General features: G+C 70.5%; 15 protein-coding genes and 1 pseudogene. 12 read left to right on the forward strand and 4 right to left on the reverse strand.

Annotated elements, in window-relative coordinates; genetic code table 11:
• Positions 1 to 24 precede the first annotated feature (24 nt).
• Positions 25 to 651 carry a PadR family transcriptional regulator gene (locus BLU02_RS12045; RefSeq protein WP_060922301.1) on the reverse strand — a complete coding sequence of 209 codons (627 nt, stop codon included), beginning with the start codon at positions 649 to 651 and terminating at the stop codon, positions 25 to 27.
• Positions 648 to 1,487, reverse strand: coding sequence for a DUF4097 family beta strand repeat-containing protein (locus BLU02_RS12050; protein WP_025104702.1), 840 nt, complete (start codon positions 1,485 to 1,487; stop codon positions 648 to 650). Before BLU02_RS12050 ends, BLU02_RS12045 begins: the two co-directional genes overlap by 4 nt.
• 214 nt (positions 1,488 to 1,701) lie before the next feature.
• Between BLU02_RS12050 and BLU02_RS12055 the strand changes: the two genes are divergently transcribed.
• From BLU02_RS12055 to BLU02_RS12065, 3 genes and pseudogenes are all read left to right on the forward strand, one after another.
• A complete protein-coding gene (locus BLU02_RS12055) occupies positions 1,702 to 2,586 on the forward strand; it encodes a MerR family transcriptional regulator (RefSeq protein ID WP_060922302.1) in 885 nt (294 codons plus the stop codon).
• 113 nt (positions 2,587 to 2,699) lie between these two features.
• Entirely contained in the window at positions 2,700 to 3,083 is a 384-nt protein-coding gene (locus BLU02_RS12060) for a hypothetical protein (RefSeq protein ID WP_060922303.1), read from the forward strand.
• A gap of 4 nt (positions 3,084 to 3,087) precedes the next feature.
• Positions 3,088 to 3,893, forward strand: a pseudogene (locus BLU02_RS12065) (nitroreductase family protein).
• 1 nt (position 3,894) lies between these two features.
• Here the strand turns inward: BLU02_RS12065 and BLU02_RS12070 are convergent.
• A complete protein-coding gene (locus tag BLU02_RS12070; protein ID WP_060922304.1) occupies positions 3,895 to 5,424 on the reverse strand; it encodes an FAD-dependent oxidoreductase in 1,530 nt (509 codons plus the stop codon).
• 87 nt (positions 5,425 to 5,511) lie between these two features.
• Here BLU02_RS12070 and BLU02_RS12075 point away from each other — a divergent pair, with 87 nt between their 5' ends.
• From BLU02_RS12075 to BLU02_RS12115, 9 genes are all read left to right on the forward strand, one after another.
• The gene (locus tag BLU02_RS12075) at positions 5,512 to 5,886 is read left to right on the forward strand and encodes a fluoride efflux transporter FluC (RefSeq protein WP_231919565.1); all 375 of its coding nucleotides are present in this window, start codon (positions 5,512 to 5,514) and stop codon (positions 5,884 to 5,886) included.
• Positions 5,883 to 6,242: a fluoride efflux transporter FluC gene (locus BLU02_RS12080; protein WP_060922306.1), complete on the forward strand. Its 360-nt coding sequence runs from the start codon at positions 5,883 to 5,885 to the stop codon at positions 6,240 to 6,242. Before BLU02_RS12075 ends, BLU02_RS12080 begins: the two co-directional genes overlap by 4 nt.
• A 111-nt stretch (positions 6,243 to 6,353) precedes the next feature.
• Entirely contained in the window at positions 6,354 to 7,613 is a 1,260-nt protein-coding gene (locus BLU02_RS12085; protein WP_060922307.1) for an ABC transporter substrate-binding protein, read from the forward strand.
• 4 nt (positions 7,614 to 7,617) lie between these two features.
• Positions 7,618 to 8,580 carry a carbohydrate ABC transporter permease gene (locus tag BLU02_RS12090; protein WP_060922308.1) on the forward strand — a complete coding sequence of 321 codons (963 nt, stop codon included), beginning with the start codon at positions 7,618 to 7,620 and terminating at the stop codon, positions 8,578 to 8,580.
• The gene (locus tag BLU02_RS12095) at positions 8,573 to 9,463 is read left to right on the forward strand and encodes a carbohydrate ABC transporter permease (RefSeq protein WP_197676693.1); all 891 of its coding nucleotides are present in this window, start codon (positions 8,573 to 8,575) and stop codon (positions 9,461 to 9,463) included. Before BLU02_RS12090 ends, BLU02_RS12095 begins: the two co-directional genes overlap by 8 nt.
• A 3-nt stretch (positions 9,464 to 9,466) precedes the next feature.
• The gene (locus tag BLU02_RS12100) at positions 9,467 to 10,522 is read left to right on the forward strand and encodes a LacI family DNA-binding transcriptional regulator (RefSeq protein ID WP_060922309.1); all 1,056 of its coding nucleotides are present in this window, start codon (positions 9,467 to 9,469) and stop codon (positions 10,520 to 10,522) included.
• Between the two features lie 40 nt (positions 10,523 to 10,562).
• Complete coding sequence (locus tag BLU02_RS12105; protein WP_197676694.1) at positions 10,563 to 11,750, forward strand: Gfo/Idh/MocA family protein; 1,188 nt, start codon at positions 10,563 to 10,565, stop codon at positions 11,748 to 11,750.
• Between the two features lie 407 nt (positions 11,751 to 12,157).
• The gene (locus BLU02_RS12110) at positions 12,158 to 12,745 is read left to right on the forward strand and encodes a TetR/AcrR family transcriptional regulator (RefSeq protein ID WP_060922311.1); all 588 of its coding nucleotides are present in this window, start codon (positions 12,158 to 12,160) and stop codon (positions 12,743 to 12,745) included.
• Between the two features lie 16 nt (positions 12,746 to 12,761).
• On the forward strand, positions 12,762 to 15,902 hold the full coding sequence (locus tag BLU02_RS12115) for an efflux RND transporter permease subunit (protein WP_060922312.1): 3,141 nt from the start codon (positions 12,762 to 12,764) through the stop codon (positions 15,900 to 15,902).
• A 96-nt stretch (positions 15,903 to 15,998) separates the two neighbouring features.
• On the opposite strand, the gene BLU02_RS12120 is transcribed toward BLU02_RS12115, so the two are convergent.
• Positions 15,999 to 16,895 carry an aldose 1-epimerase family protein gene (locus tag BLU02_RS12120; protein WP_060922313.1) on the reverse strand — a complete coding sequence of 299 codons (897 nt, stop codon included), beginning with the start codon at positions 16,893 to 16,895 and terminating at the stop codon, positions 15,999 to 16,001.
• Positions 16,896 to 17,127 lie beyond the last annotated feature (232 nt).

Genomic DNA, 17,127 nt, shown 5'->3' on the forward strand with positions numbered 1-17,127 from the left:
GCCTCGTGCGGTCATGCCAGGTGCTCAGGAGTCCGGCTGACTCAGCGCCACCGTCACGCTCCGGGCGGCCTGATCCAGCGCGTTCTCGAGGTCGGTGACCACCGACGACGGGAGGACGCCGCCCTTGGCGACATGGGTGCGCAGGTCGGTGCGGATGCGGGCGCGGAAGGCGTTCACGACGGCGTCCGCGCGGTGCAGCTCCTCGCGGCTGGTCAGCCGTGCATCGTCGCCCGCGGTGCGCGGCCTGTTCTTCGCCGCCGCCCGGTCGTCCTTGGTGGCTGTCGCCAGGTCGGCGCGAAGGCTCTTCATCGCCTCCTGCACGCTCTGGCGCACCTCGTTCGCGATGAGGCGGACGGTGTCGGTGATGCCCGCCTCGATGTCGGCGAGGTCGCTCTGGCGCGAGGCCAGCTCGGCGCGTCCGGCCTCGGTGATCGCATAGATCGTCGTGCGTCCGTCGACGGTCTTGGTGACCAGCCCCTCCTCCTCGAGCTTCGCGAGGCGCGGGTAGATGGTGCCGGCGCTCGGCGTGTACGTGCCACCGGTCCGATCCGTGAGGGACTGGATGATGCCGTAGCCGTGCTGCGGGGACTCCGCGAGCAGCGACAGCAGGTACAGGCGCAGATCGCCGTGGGAGAAGACCGCGGGGCTCATGCTTCCCACTCCGGGTCGTTCTCGATCGTCTGCGGGGCGCGGCGGAGGACCGTCACCCCTCCGGAGACGGAGTTGGCGCGGAGATCGACGAACCGTCCCGCGAGCTCCCCGGTGGTGCCGTTGTACGTGCTCGGGCCGGACGAGCTGCGCTCGACGCCGTCGATGAGGAGACGGCCACTGAGCGAACGGATGACGTAGTTCGCCGCGAGGGACTCGTCGAGCCGCACCGTGGTGCCGCCGGAGACCGAGTTCACGGTGATCGTGTTGACGTCGCCCGCCGCGTCCACCAGTGTCGCGCCGGAGACGATGTCGACCGTGGCCTTGCGGATGGCGCCCGTGACGGCCACGTCGCCGGAGACGCTGTTGGCGCTGAGCGAGCCGGTGAGGTTGCGGATCTGCACGTCGCCGGAGACCGAGTTCACGCTGAGGTCGCCGATGAGGGTGTCGACGATGATGTCGCCGGACACGGTGTTCAGGCGGGTGTCGTTGCGGATGCCGGACACGAGGGCGCCGGCGCTCACGACGCCGAGGGTCAGGGCGATGCTGCGCGGGACGGCCACGCTCACCTCGGCGCGCGGACCGCCGGAGCCGAAGTTCCGGAACACCTCCAGGAAGTTGTCCCAGCCGAGCTGCGGGTGGTCGATCTCGACCTCGCCGTCGCGGGACTCGATCCGGAGGTCCTTCGTGGTGACGCCGTGCACCTCGATCCTGATGCCGGGTTCGTCGTGGGCGATGACGTCGACCTGTCCGCCGACGAGGCCCACCTTGAGCCGGGTCGCGGAGGCGATGTCGATGACGCGTTCCTCGCCGGGGGCGATGAGCCACTTCTCGGTCATGTCTGCTTCTCCTGTGTCGAGGGATTCACGATATATCGTGTTGCCGTCACGATAACACGATATATCTCGATCTGGACACCCGCCTTCGCTTCGAATCGCCTGATTGGCCCCATTTCGGCCGGGAATCGAGCAAATCACGCGATTCGAACGAGGTTGACCTTGACGTAACGGCAACTTCTACCGTGGAGGGGAACGACACGGAAGGGTGGGCGGGATGGACGAGAAGGACTGGTCGATCCAGGAGATCGCGCGACTGGCGGGGACGACGAGCCGCACGCTGCGGCACTACGACGACATCGGGTTGCTGCCTCCGTCGCGGATCGCAGCCAATGGCTATCGGCACTACGACGCGGCGTCGCTCGTGCGGTTGCAGCGGATCCTCCTGCTGCGGGAGCTCGGGCTCGGGCTGCCGCAGATCGCGGAGGTGCTGGGCCCTTCGACAGGCTCAGGGACCCAGGTCCGCGGCTCAGGGACCCAGGGCGGGGGCTCAGGGACCCAGGGCGGGGGCTCAGGGACCCAGGGTGGGGGCTCGGCGGCGGAGGCGTCGGCGCTTGAGACGCATCTCGCGCTGCTGCGCGAGGAGCAGACCAGGCTGGCGCGGCAGATCGCGTCGGTCGAGTCCACCATCACGGCATTGAGAGGAGGTGAGAACCTCATGGCAGAGAACATGTTCGACGGCTTCGACCACACGCAGTACAAGCAGGAGGTCGAGGACCGCTGGGGGAAGAAGGCCTACGCCGACAGCGACCGCTGGTGGCGCGGGATGAGCGACGCCGAGCGTGCCGAGTGGCAGCAGCGCGTGTCCGACCTCGGACGCGACTGGATCGCCGCGGCGGAGAGCGGTATCGATCCCGCGTCCGCCGAGGCGCAGGAGCTCGCGCGCCGTCACGTGGCCTGGCTCACGGGCATCCCGGGCACTCCCGCCGCCGCGCTCCGGCAGGGACCGGACGCGGGTGCCAAGGCCTACGTCATCGGTCTCGGCGAGATGTACGTCGCAGACCCGCGCTTCGGTGCGAACTACGCGACGTCCGCGGGCGGTACGCGCGGCGCGGAGTTCGTCCGCGACGCGCTCCGCATCTACGCGGAAGCCTCCCTCTGATCCGTCGAGCGGCCCCCTTGCGTGCGACCCACCCCGCTGCGGTCGTACTCAAGGGGGCGGCTCGCACGCAAGGGGGTGGATCGGGGGAGGAGGGGAGGGCGTAGGGTCGTGCCATGACGGGGCGACGGAAGCGGGGGCGCGACGAACGCCCCGCGTCCGGAGCCTTCGCGGCGGCGGCGACGGCCTATGCGGCGAACTGCGCCCTCGGCGCCGCGGTGGCGGCGCGGCTCATCGACACGCGTCGTTTCCGCTGGGTGCACCACGCCCTCTACATCCTCACCTGCGCGACGACCGGACTCGCCGTCGTCGCCGGTCTCGCCACCCGCACGCCGCGCAGCCATCGCGCCGCCCTGGCCCTCCTCCCCGCCGCCGTCCCCCTGGCCGCGATCCCCTACGCCGGGACGCACACCCGGCGGCACCCGCTCGTCGCCGTCACGGCGGCGCCCTTCGTCCTCGCGGGCCTCGTGGTCTCGCGCCTCCCCTCCGACCGGAAGTGACCGCATGGAACTGCTCGACGCCATCCGCCGCCGCAAGACCACGAACGGGGCCTTCCTGCCCGACCCCGTCTCCGAGGAGCACCAGCGCATCCTCCTGGAAGCGGCCGGGCGCGCGCCTCGCAGCTCAACAGCCAGCCCTGGCGCTTCGTGGTGATCGAGAACAGGGACACGATCGACGAGATCGCGCGCATCTCCGGCGAGAGCATGACGGAGGCCATGTCGAACGGCACGTTCTTCGAGCGGTACAAGCCGTACTTCCGCTTCAGCCAGGAGGAGATGGAGGAGAAGCGCAGCGGCATGCTGTTCGACAAGCTCCCCGCGCCGCTTCGGCCCTTCACATCCCAGGTGTTCACCAAGCGCGGCCAGACGCTCATGAACACGTTCGGCGTGCCGAAGACGCTGGGCTCGGAGAACCGCAAGCTCGTCGCCGGATCGCCGCTGCTCCTGGGCGTCATGCTCGACCGCAGCGAGTACCGGCCCGGGCAGCTGTCGTCGTTCTACTCCGTGTTCAGCATGGGGGCGGCCATGGAGAACGTCTGGCTGACCACGGTCGAGCTGGGCATGGGCATCCAGTTCATCTCGTTCCCGATGGAGGTGCCGGGGCGCTGGGACGAGATCGTGCGGCTGCTGCGGGTGCCCGACGACCTGGAGCTCATGGCCGTCTACCGGCTGGGCTACCTGCCGCCCGAGCAGCGCCGCCCGGCGATCGACTGGTCGAGCAGCCAGCGCAAGCTCGTGTCGCAGTACGTGTTCCGCGAGGACTGCGACAGCCCGCAGCAGGGATGGGACGCTCCGCCGCCGCGGACCTGAGTCAGGAGCCCCCGACCGTCCGCGGCACCTCAGGGAGATCGTTCAGCGCCGGTCCCTCGATGCGTGTGCCGTCCGCGGCGAACCGCGACGCGTGCAGCGGGCAGTCCCACGTGCACTCGGCGTCGTTCCAGTCGAGGATGCCGCCGAGGTGCGGGCACACCGCGCTGACGGCCCTGGTCACGCCGTCGACCGTGGAGATGGCGACCGGGCGACCGCCGCGATTCGCCACGACGCCTTCGCCCTCCGCGGGCTGCGGAACCGGGACCGGCGTGGTCTCGGCCTCGACCCAGCCTTTCGTGGCGGCGGCGGCCACCTTCGCGCCCTCGACGGCGCCGCGCGCGAGATCGGCGGGGACGGTGAGTCGGGTGCCGAGGCGCAGCATCCAGGACGGACGCTCGCTGCGCTTCGTCCCGATGATCTCCTCCGTGAGCCGCAGGGCCGCGGCGGGCGCGTTCGACAGCCCCCATTTCGCATGTCCGGTGGCGATGCGGATGCGCCCGAGGCCGCGCGGCAGCGCGCCGACGAACGGGATGAGGTTGTGTGACTGGTAGTCCTGCGCAGACCAGCGGTGCGTCTCCTCCGCATCCGGGAAGTGCAGGCGGGTCCAGTCCACCAGGTCGTCGATCGCCGCGGTCTCGCCGTCCGAGCGGCCGACCGGATGCCCGTTGCCGCCGACCACGAGCTGCGCGGTGTCGGCGGGGCCGTCGGCGGCGGACACCGGCCGGATGGACCGCGTCGGGCCGTCGGCCGAGATGAACGAACCCTCCGGCACCCCGCCGGAGACCCGGAACGAGACGCAGTACGACCGCATCCCGGCGACCTTGGAGAAGTACAGGCCCCGGTCGAGGATCGGGGTCCCCGTCGCGAGGACGATGTGCTCGGCGAACATCGGGCCCGCCGTGGTCTCCACCCGGGGCTCCGGGAGGGCGTGCGCGCCGGTCACGCGGACGCCGGTGTGCAGCGTGCCGCCGCCCGCGAGGAACTCCTTCGCGAGCGCGTCGGCGACGGCGACAGGGTCGATCGTCACCTGCGAATCGAGGGCGACCGCGCCCGCGACGGGGAACGGCGTCGACAACTCGCCCGCGGTGAGCAGCCGCGTCGGCAGTCCCGCCTCCCGCGCGGCGGCATGTTGGGCTCTCACCGCCTCGAGCCCGTCCGGACCCTGGGCGTAGGTGTGGTCGGTCCGCTCGGTGTAGCTCAGGCCGGCGGTGTCGGCGAAACCGGTGAGCCACTCCATGCCGGCCCGGTTGGCGTCGACGTACGCCTGGACGAGCGCCGCCGGATGGTGCTTCCGGATGGTGGCGAGCTGCTGCCCCTGGAGGAGCGAGAGCTTGCCCGTGTTGCCGCCCGTCGACAGCTCCGCCACGTCCCCCGCGTCCACGACCACGACGTCGAGTCCGGCGCGGGTCAGGAGCACCGCGGTCGAGAGCCCGGTCAGGCCCGCCCCCACGATCAGCACGTCGTGCTGCGCGCCGGGATCGAAGGGAGTGCCGTGGGGTGCGTCCTGGTCGACCTTCCAGAGGGGCTTCATGCCGACAGTCAACGCCTGTCCCCGCCCCCACCCCAACGCCTTGACATCCGACGGTCGCGCTGTCATACGGCGACTACAGTGGCGAGCGTGAGTCTCCGTCGTGTCCTGCTCGTCGCGCTCGGCGGCACGCTCGGGACGGCGGCGCGGCTGGGCCTCGGACTCCTCGTGGACGATCCCGGCGGTTTCCCCCTCGCGGTGCTGCTGGCCAACGTGCTGGGCGCCCTGCTCATCGGGGTCGTGGCGGCGCGGCTCCCGGCCTCGGCGGAGCTGCGGCTGCTGCTGGGCACCGGCGTCCTCGGCGGCTTCACGACCTACAGCGCCTTCATGACCGGCACGCTGGCTCTGTGGGGGTCGGCACCGCTCCTCGCTGCGGCGTATGCCGCAGGCAGCCTCGTCCTCGGTCTCCTCGCGGCAGCCGTGGGGCTCCGGGTGGGACGCCCGCGCCGGGGAGGGGCCGCGTGAGTCCGCTGCTGTTCCTCGCCGCCGCGCTCGCCGGGGGCGTCGGCGCCGTCCTGCGCTATCTCGTCGATGTCGGAGTCGCCCGGCTCGTCGGCCGTCGGTTCCCGTGGGGGATCCTCGTCGTCAACCTCACCGGCTCCTTCGCGCTGGGGCTCGTGACGACGGCGCTGCCGGAGGCGGCGTTCGTGCTCGGGGCCGGTCTGCTCGGCGGCTACACGACCTTCAGCACCGCGATGCTCGACGCGGTCGCTCTGTGGCGAGACGGCGAGCGCGGCGCCGCTGTGTTCGACGCGGTCGGCATGCTCGTGCTCGGTCTCCTCGCCGCGGGACTGGGGCTGGCGCTGGGGGCTGCGCTCTAGCCGACGCTTGCGCAGAGCCGTCGGCGCGCGCTACTCTCACTGCTAATCGTTTAACGCTAAACGGTTAACATCGCGCACCGCCTTCTCGTGCACCCGTCAAAGGAGACCTCGATGCCCCGCACCTCCCGCCGCGCCCTGGGCGCCCTCGCCGCCTCCGCGGCCGCCGTCCTGGCACTCTCCGCCTGCTCCTCCTCCGCCACCGGGGAGTCGGGCGGCGACATCACCCTCAGCTACGCGATCTGGGACGAGAACCAGAAGCCCGCGATGGAGGACATCGCCGCCGCGTACACCGAGGAGCACCCGAACGTCTCGATCGAGATCCAGGTCACGCCGTACAAGGAGTACTTCACCAAGCTCCAGACCGCGGTGACGGGCGGCTCGGCCGCCGACGTGTTCTGGATGAACGGCCCGAATTTCCAGCTCTACGCCTCGAACGGCCAGCTCGCCCCGCTCGACGACGTGGACGCCGCCGACTACCCTCAGGGGCTCGTCGACCTCTACACCTACGACGACGCGCTCTACGGCGCCCCCAAGGACTTCGACACCGTCGCGCTCTGGTACAACAAGGCGCTGTTCGACGCCGCGGGGGTGGAGTACCCGAGCGCGGGCTGGACCTGGGACGACTTCCGTTCCGCGGCCGCGAAGCTGACCGACCCCGCGAAGGGCCAGTTCGGCGTCGCCGCCAGCCAGTACGGCCAGGAGAACTTCTACAACTCCATCGCGCAGGCCGGTGGCGAGGTCATCTCCGCGGACGGCACCGAGAGCGGATACGGCTCCCCCGAGGCTCTCGAGGGCATCGAGCTGTGGACCGACCTCATCGCCGACGGCTCCTCGCCCACGGCGCAGCAGATGACGGACACGAACCCGGAGGACTTCTTCCTGTCGGGCAAGGTCGCCATGTTCCAGAACGGCTCCTGGGCCGCCATCGCCTACGCGGACAACGCGGACATCGGCGGCAGCGTCGACGTGGCCCCGCTGCCGGCGGGTCCGGAGGGCAACCAGAGCGTGATCCACGGCGTCGGGAACGTCGCGAACGCCAAGAGCGCGCACGTGGAGGAGGCCAAGGACTTCGCCGCCTTCGCCAGCGGCGAGCAGGCCGCGAAGATCCAGGCCGAGACCGGCACCGTGATCCCCGCGTACAACGGCACGCAGCAGGCGTGGGTCGACGCCCTCCCGCAGTACGACCTGCAGGTCTACATCGACGCGCTGGAGACGGCCGTCCCGTACCCCGTGTCGAAGAACACCTCCGCGTGGACGAGCATCGAGAGCGAGGTGCTGTCCCAGGTGTGGTCCGGAGCAGTGTCCCCGAAGGACGGCCTGCAGGACCTCGCCGCGCAGATGCAGACCGCGCTGGACGCCGAGCAGGAGTGACCGCATGACCGTCCTCGCGCCTCGCGCGGTCGCCCCCGCCGCCGGACGGACCCCGGAGGCCCCGCCCTCCGGGGGCCGTCGGCGACGCCGCACCCCCGGTGCCTCGCCGTGGTGGGCCCTGGTGTTCCTCGGGCCCACCGCCCTGGGCTTGGCCGTGTTCTACCTGTGGCCGACCGTGCGCACGCTCATCATCTCCTTCACGAAGTCGGGGCCGTTCGGCGGTGCGGAGTGGATCGGGTTCGAGAACTACGTGCGGCTGTTCCAGGACCCGGAGCTCCTCGGCGCCCTCCGCAACACCGCGGTCTACACGGTGATCGCGCTGATCGGCATCCCCCTCGCGGTCGGGATCGCCGCGCTGCTGAACACCACGGGTCTGAAGGGCCGCAGCGCCTACCGCACCCTCTACTTCATCCCCGTCGTCACCATGCCCGCGGCGATCGCGCTCGTCTGGCGCATGATCTACAACGGCGACTATGGTGTGCTGAACGCGGCCCTCGGTGCGGTCGGCATCGAGGGGCGGAGCTGGCTGACCGACCCGAACACCGCGCTGATCGCGATCGCCGTCGTCGGCATCTGGGCCGGCCTCGGGACCAACATCGTCATCTTCCTCGCCGGACTCCAGGGCATCCCGGACACGATCATGGAGGCGGCCGACCTCGACGGGGCGGGCCCCGTGCGCAAGTTCTTCTCCATCACGATCCCGCTGCTGTCGCCCTCGATCTTCTTCGTCAGCGTCATCAGCGTGATCGGGGCGCTGCAGGTGTTCGACCTCATCTACATGATGCTCGGCCGCAGCAACCCCGCGATGCCGAACACCCGGACGGTCGTCTACCTGTTCTACGAAGCGGGTTTCCTCGACAACGACCGCGGCTACGCCGCCGCCGTCGCCTTCCTCCTGCTGCTGATCATCCTCGTCCTGACGATCGTGCAGTTCCGGCTGCAGAAGAAGTGGGTGCACTATGAGTGACGTCTCCCTCGACACCCGTGCGGTCGTCGGTGCGGCCCCCGCACGATCGCGGAGGGCGGGCACCCCCCGGAACCGCGGACTGTGGATCGTGCACGTCGTGCTCATCGTCGGCGCCGCGCTCATGGTGTTCCCGTTCGTCTGGCAGCTGCTGACCTCGTTCAAGACGCTGTCGGACTCGGTGCAGGTGCCGCCGTCGTTCCTCCCGCGCGAGTGGGTGTTCACCAACTTCGCCGAGGTCTTCGACTCGATGCCGTTCGGGCAGATGTTCCTGAACTCCGTGCTCCTCACCGTCGGGCGCACGGTCGGCCAGGTCGCCCTGTGCACCATGGCGGGCTACGCGTTCGCGCGCATCGCCTTCCCCGGCCGGAACGCCCTGTTCGTCGTGTTCCTCTCAGTGCTCATGGTGCCCTCGCAGCTCTACCTGCTGCCGCAGTACGAGATCATCCAGGCGCTCGGCTGGCTGAACACGCTGCAGGCGCTCATCGTGCCCGGCATCTTCAGCGCCTTCGGGACCTTCCTGATGCGGCAGTTCTTCCTCTCGATGCCGGCCGAGTTGGAGGAGGCGGCGCGCATCGACGGGGCGAATCCGTGGCAGACCTTCTGGCGGATCATGGTTCCGCTCGCGAAGCCTGGCATCATCGCACTTGTGGTGTTCACCGTGCTGTGGTCCTGGAACGATCTGCTGTGGCCGCTGATCGTGACGACCGATCCGGCGAAGATGCCGCTGTCGGTCGGGCTCTCGCAGCTCGTCGGCATCCACGGCACCGACTACCCGGTGCTCATGGCGGGTGCGCTGCTGGCGACCCTGCCCATGCTGGTGACGTTCATGATCCTGCAGCGGCAGTTCATCCAGGCCATCGCGTTCAGCGGGACGAAGGGCTGAGACATGGCACAGCGTGAGCACGCCCCGAGCCGCCGGCCGACCCTGCGGATGGTGGCGGAACGTGCCGGAGTGTCGACCGCGACCGTCTCGTACGTGTTCTCCGGGCGGGCAGGCGCGAGTGGCGCGGGCGTGGCCGAGGCCACCGCGGCGCGGGTGCTCGCGGCGGCGGACGAGCTGAACTACCGGCCGAACACGGCGGCCAGGGCGATCCGCACCGGCCGCAGCGGCATGGTGCAGCTCTCCCTGCACATGCTGAGCGATCCGTGGTCGCTGGCGGTGGCGGACGCCGTGAACGCCGAGGCGAACCGGCACGGACTCACGACGCTGATCCTCGCCGACGGCGACTGGCACGCGGCCCTCGACCGTGTCGAGAGCGACGTGGCGTACCTCGACGGCGTCGGCCTGGACGAGGAGGACGCCCGACGGCTGGGCGACCTCGTCAAGCGCGGCCAGCGGCTCGTGGTGTTCTCGGAGCATCTGGAGCCGGACGGCTTCGACGTCATCCGCTCGGACGCGATCCCGGGGTGCGAACTCGCGATGGATCACCTGCTGGAGCGGCACACGGCCATCGGCTGCATCGCCGCGGAGGGTGCCGTCCGCCTCGCGGGAACCCAGGTCACGCGCTACACGCCGTACGTCGAGAAGCTCGCGGCGGCCGGCATCTCCCCGGATCCGGCGTGGACCGTGACCTATGCGGAGACCCAGGCCAGCGCCTTCACCGCCGCGATCGAGCTGCTGTCGCAGGAGAACCGCCCGGACGCCGTGTACGCGACGACCGACTTCGCCGCGATCGCCGCGATCAACGCCGCGCACATGCTCGGGCTCCGCGTCCCGCACGACGTCGCGGTGATCGGCGTCGGCAACACGCCGGACGCGCGGCTCATCGCGCCCACCCTCACCACCGTCGGCCCCACGGACTTCTACGAGCGTCAGGCGCGCATCATCGTCGAGAAGGCGCTCGAGAACGAGCCCTCACCCGGCGCGCTGCACGAGTTCCCCTGGGCTCTCGTGCCCGGAGGGTCGACCGACCTCGACGCCCCGGCCTCCCGCGGCCGCTGAGCCCCCCTCCTTTCTCCCCCTCTGTCACGAAGGACTTCTGTTGGACCTCCACATCGGCATCATCGGCTTCGGCGCGCGCTCCACCCTCCAGGAGGAGGTGCACCGGCCGGGCCACGGTTCCCGCATCACGGCCGTCTGCGACCTCGCCCCGCGCGCTCGCGCGGACGCCAGGGCGCTCGTCCCCGACGCGCTCATCACCGACTCCCCCGACGAGCTGCTCGCATCCGGTGTCGACGCGGTCATGGTGCTGACCCCGGACGACACGCACGCCGCCCTGACCATCCGGGCGCTGGAGGCCGGGGTACCCGTCTTCTGCGAGAAGCCCCTCGCGATCGATCTGGCCGACGCCGACCGCATGCTGGAGACCGCGCGACGCACCGGCACCCGGCTCTACATCGGGCACAACATGCGGCACATGCCCGTGATCACCCTCATGCGCGGGCTCATCCAGGACGGGCGCATCGGGCAGGTGAAGGCCGTGTGGGTGCGGCACTTCGTGGGGCACGGCGGCGACTTCTACTTCAAGGACTGGCACGCCGACCGGAGCCGCACCACCGGACTCCTCCTGCAGAAGGGGGCGCACGACCTCGACATCATCCACTGGCTGGCCGGCGCGTACACCGAGCAGGTGGCGGCGATGGGCGGCCTGAGCGTCTACGGCGACATCACCGACCGGCGGGACCGCACGGGGGAGCGGATGCCCGACTGGTTCAGCATGGACAACTGGCCGCCGACCGCGCTCACGGGACTCCACCCCGTCGTCGACGTCGAGGACATCTCGATGGTGAACCTGAGGCTCGAGGGCGGGATCTTCGCCTCGTACCAGCAGTGCCACTTCACCCCGGACTACTGGCGGAACTACACCGTGATCGGCACCGAGGGGCGCATCGAGAACTTCGGCGACGTGGCCGGCAGCGAGGTGAGGTTGTGGAACCGTCGGCACGCCGGAGCGGCCGACGCGGACGAGGTGTTCATCGTCCCCGAGGTGCCCGACGCCGGACACGACGGTGCCGACGCGCTGCTCGTGGCCGAGTTCCTCCGGTTCGTGCGGCACGGTGGTCTCACGGCGACCTCTCCCGTCGCGGCGCGGGAGGCCGTGGCTGCCGGGATCCTCGCGACCGCGTCCCTCCGGGGCGACGGCTCCGCGATCTCCGTCCCCCCGCTCGACCCCGAGCTCGTCGCCTACTTCGAGCGCGGCCAGACCCCCTCCTCCTCCCCCGCCGCCTGACCCCCACCGTCTCGCCCGCCCCCTCCCACCCTCTCGCCCGCCCCCTCCCACCCTCCGGGTGGGAGTGCAATATGCCACCCCCACCGCGCGTTCAACGCCCCTTTCCCGTCCCGCCACCGCCTGACCCACCCGGCACCGGATCCAGCCCCCCGGCAGGGGAGTGCAATATGCCACCCGAACCGCGGCTCCCAGGCACGTTTCTGATCCCGCAGCGCTGCGGGGGTGCTCCGCCTGTGGGAGGGCGAAAGGGGGCGGGGAAGGGAGGTGAGGGGTGCGGAAGTGATCTCGCGGGGCGGGGAAGGGGGGAAGGGGAAAGGGGGAGATGGGGAGATGGGCGGGGGCTCTCAGGGAGTTCACACCGGAGCGAATGTACAAACGTACATGTACGGATGTCCAGGGGGTGAGTGATGGCGGAGAGCGCGCGTCGGCGGCGGGATCCCGAAGCGCGCCGCCGGGAGATCGTCACCGCGACCGCCGAGCTGATCGTCGAGGTCGGGGCCGACGCCATCACGCACCGCATGGTCGCCGCCCGCGCCGGAGTGCCGCTCGGCGCGACCACCCAGTACTTCGACACCCTCGACGACCTGCGCAGCGCCGCCTTCCGTGCCCTCGCGGACGAGATCGAATGCCGGCTCGACGGAGTGCGGCAGACCCTCGCCGAACGCGGAGCCGGGGCCGACGTCATCGCCGCGCTCGTCCACGACAGCATCCACGACGGACACGCCGTGCAGGCGGATCGCGCCGTCGTCACGGCAGCCGTCCACGATCCGCGGCTGCGCGCGCTCGCGCGCCACCTGTCCGACCGCCTTGTCGACCTCCTGGAGCCGACCTATGGCGCCGACCGGGCCCGAGCGGCGATGATCTTCATCGACGGCGTCATGTGGAGCACGCAGATCCGCGACGTCGATCTCGAACAGTCCTTCCTCGAATCCGCACTGGCGCGGATCCTCGGAGAACCTCTCTCCCTCCCATCCGCAGCGACCGCCACCCCCTGACACCGAGGACCCCGCCTTGTCGAAACTCGCCATCCTCAGCCTGAAGAACCGCGCCCTCATCGCGCTCGTGACGATCGTCGCCGCGGTGTTCGGCGGGCTCGCGTTGACCAACCTCAAGCAGGAACTCATCCCGTCGCTCGAGCTGCCGGCGCTCGTGGTCATGACCACCTACCCCGGCGCCTCACCCGAGGTGGTCGAGAACGACGTCTCGACGCCGATCGAGTCGGCCATCCAGGGGGTGCCCGACCTGGAGTCGACCACCGCGACGAGCACGACCAATGCGTCCATCGTGCAGGCGATGTTCTCGTACGGCACGAACCTCGCGACCGCAGAGCAGAAGATCCAGCAGGCGATCAACCGGATCTCCTCCCAGCTCCCGGAGGACGTCACGCCGCAGGTGCTCTCGGTGTCGATCGACGACTTCCCGGTGATCCAAGTCGCGGTCACCGGCTTCGAGGACGCGGACAACGCCCAGGCCCAGCTCGAGAGCGTCGCGATCCCCGATCTGGAGGACGTCGACGGGGTGAACGCGGCCGAGATCGTCGGCGGCGTCGGACAGCGCATCACCATCACCCCCGACCTCGCGAAGCTCGCCGCCGCGGGACAGAGCAGCGAGGCGATCAGCACGGCACTCCAGCAGAACGGCACGCTCTTCCCCGGCGGCGAGATCACCGAGGACGGCGAGACCCTCACGGTGCAGACCGGAGCGAAGATCACCTCCGTCGACGAGGTCGCCGCCCTGCCGCTCGTCGGCACCGCGGTCACCATCGGCGACGTCGCGACGGTGGAGCAGGTGTCCGACCCGGTGACCTCGATCTCCCGGGTCGACGGCGAGGACGCCCTGTCGATCTCCATCACGAAGCTCCCCGCCGCCAACACGGTCGAGGTGTCGCAGGGGGTCATCGCGGCCCTCGACGAGATCGGGGAGGCGCTCCCGGACGCCGAGTTCACGGTCGTGTTCGACCAGGCGCCGTTCATCGTGCAGTCCATCGACACCCTCGCCACGGAGGGTCTGCTCGGCCTCGTGATGGCCGTGCTCGTGATCCTCGTGTTCCTCATGTCGGTGCGCTCGACCCTGGTCACCGCGATCTCGATCCCGACCTCGGTCCTCATCACCTTCATCGGGCTGCAGGCCTTCGGCTACTCCCTCAACGTGCTGACCCTCGGGGCGCTCACGATCGCGATCGGCCGCGTGGTCGACGACTCCATCGTGGTGATCGAGAACATCAAGCGCCACTACGTGGGCGACGCGGACAAGGGCGATGCGATCCGTCTCGCCGTGCGCGAGGTCGCCGCCGCCATCACCGCCTCGACCATCACGACGGTGGCGGTGTTCCTGCCGATCGTGTTCGTCGGCGACATGGTGGGCGAGCTGTTCCGTCCGTTCGCGATGACCGTCACGATCGCCATGGTCGCGTCGCTCTTCGTGGCGCTGACGATCGTCCCGGTGCTCGCGTACTGGTTCCTCAAGCCCGGCAAGCCGCTCCTCGACGACCAGGGGAACGCGATCGACCCGGAGGACCCGGCCGCCCCGCCGACGAGGCTGCAGCGCGGCTACCGCCCCATCCTCGGCTGGACGCTGAAGCACTCGGGCATCACGGTCGCGCTCGCGGTGGTGGTCCTCGCCGGGACGCTCGCCGCCGCCCCGCTGATGAAGGTGAACTTCCTCAGCGACTCCGGTCAGAACACCATGACCGTGACGCAGGACCTCGGTCCGACGGCGAGCCTGCAGGCGAAGTCCGACGCCGCCGTCCCCGTCGAGGAGGCCCTCCTCGACATCGACGGCATCGAGCACGTGCAGGCCTCTATCGGGTCGAGCGGCTCCGCGCTGCGCGACGCGTTCTCCGGCGGTGCGGGCATCACCTACTCCGTGCTCACCGACGGCGACGCCGACCAGGAGAAGCTGCGCGCCGAGGTGCAGGACGCGATCGACGGTCTCGGCGACGAGGTCGGCGAGGTCACCGTCGCGGCCTCCGCCGGCTTCGGCTCCAGCGACATCGAGATCACCGTGTCGGCCGCGAGCGGTGACGACCTCGCCACCGCCACCTCCGCCGTGGTGGACGAGCTCGACGGTCGCGAGGGCATCGGGCAGGTCACGGACAACCTCGCCGAGGCGCTGCCGTACATCGCCGTGGTCGTGGACCGCGAGGCCGCCGCCCGGGTCGGGCTGTCCGAGGTCGCCGTCGGATCGATCGTGTCGAACACGATGCGTCCGCAGCAGATCGGCTCGGTCGAGATCGACGACACCGCGCTCACCGTGTACCTCGTCAACCCCGAGCCGCCGACGACCGTCGCCGCCCTCCAGCAGCTCGCGATCCCCACCGCGGCGGGCATCGTGCCGCTGCAGGACATCGCGACCGTCGAGCAGCGCAACGGTCCGACCTCGATCACCACCGAGCAGGGACGGCGCACCGCGACCGTCACCGTGCCGCCCGCCTCGGACAACCTCGCGGTCGCCACCCAGTCGGTCACCGAGGCGCTCGCCGCGGCGGACCTGCCGGACGGCGCCTCGGCCGAGGTCGGCGGCGTCGCCTCGCAGCAGGCCGATTCGTTCGCGCAGCTCGGCCTGGCCATGCTCGCCGCGATCCTCATCGTGTACGTGGTGATGGTGGCGACGTTCAAGTCGCTGCGTCAGCCGCTGCTGCTGCTGATCTCGGTGCCGTTCGCGGCGACCGGCGCCATCCTGCTGCAGATCATCACGGGCGTGCCGCTCGGCGTGGCCTCGCTGATCGGCGTGCTGATGCTCATCGGCATCGTGGTGACGAACGCGATCGTGCTCGTCGACCTCGTCAACCAGTACCGGGAGAAGGGGCTGTCGACCGCGGAGGCGGTGATGGCGGGAGGGGAGAAGCGTCTGCGTCCGATCCTCATGACCGCGCTCGCCACGATCCTCGCCCTCACCCCGATGGCGCTCGGGATCACCGGGCACGGCGGATTCATCTCGCAGCCGCTGGCGATCGTGGTGATCGGCGGGCTCGTCTCCTCGACCGTGCTGACGCTCATCGTGCTGCCGACCCTGTACAACCTCGTCGAGGGGGCGCGGGAGCGCCGTCGCGCGCGGAAGGGCGAGCCGCACGACGATGGCGCCCCGGTCCCCGTGCACACGGACGGCACGCCGGTCAGCCGGCGCGAGCTGCGCGAGAACCACGGCGAGTAGCCGCGCGTTCACAACTCAGGAGAAAGGCCCCGGTCCCGTCCGTAGGACGAGGATCGGGGCCTTTCGGCGTCGGTTCTCCGGAGTTGTGAACCGCGGTCAGGCGAAGGTGAGGCCCCACTCCAGGGTCCAGGTCTCGCCGGGAGCGAGACGGCGCAGGCCCCGGCCGCTGTTGAACGCGTCGGCCGGCGCGGTCATCGGCTCGATCGCGACCGCGAGCGGGGTATCGGGGTAGTTCGTGGCCGTGTACACCTGCACGAAGTCGAAGCCCTCGCCCTGCCAGAGGGTGATCGCGCGGCCGTCGGGAGCGGTCAGCGTGTGCCGCACCCGGCCGTCGGCGTCGCGTTCGAGGTCGGTGAAGCCGGTGTCGAGCGCGATGTCGCCGACGCGGACGCCCTCTCGCAGGGCGGACTCGGCCGGACGGGTGCCGACCGGCAGCATCCGGTCGTCCGTCGCGAAGGCGGTGCGGGCGGGGACGCGGAGGACGAGGTCGTGCGGATCGACGTCGCCGATCGTCGGGAACGGGTGCGTGCCGAGCGCGACCGGCGCCGCGGAGTCGGACCAGTTCGTGAGCGTGTGCGTCACGTCGATCCCGTCCGCGGTCAGGACGTACGCGACGGACGTCTCGATCAGGTACGGGTACCCGGTCTGCGGGAAGACGGTCGCGCGCAGGGTCGCGGCGCCCTCGGTCTGCTCGACCGTATAGGCGGTGAAGCGCAGCAGGCCGTGACTGGCGTTGTTCGTCTTGGGCTCGGTGACGGCGAGCTGACGGACTGTGCCCTCGTCGTCCCAGCGGCCGTCGCGCACCCGGTTGGGCCACGGCGTCAGCACCACTCCGGAGCAGGAGGGGGTCGGGATGTCGAGCGGGTAGGGCGACACGAGATCGACCTCGCCGATCCGGAGGGCACGCAGCGAGGCGCCGACCTGGGCGATCTGCGCGGTCACGTCGCCGAGGCGGAGGTGCACCTGGGTGCCGGTGGGAGAGACGGAGTTCACCTCGACATCGTAGTGCCGCAGGCCGCCGGAGTGCGGGGGTCTCCCAGGGATGCCGGGTAGACTGAGACGGTCGGCTTCGGACACCCGCGCAGGGCGCGGACGTTTTTCAGTGTGTGAAGTGTGAGTCCAGGGGCCGATGGTGCGCGTCGATCGACGCGAATCAACCATCACAGGAATGGCCCCGGCCGCAGATCGTCCGGACTCCGCTGGATCGGAGTGCTCGCGCGTGCGC

The sequence above is a fragment of the Microbacterium paraoxydans genome, assembly GCF_900105335.1.
Lineage (GTDB): Bacteria > Actinomycetota > Actinomycetes > Actinomycetales > Microbacteriaceae > Microbacterium > Microbacterium paraoxydans.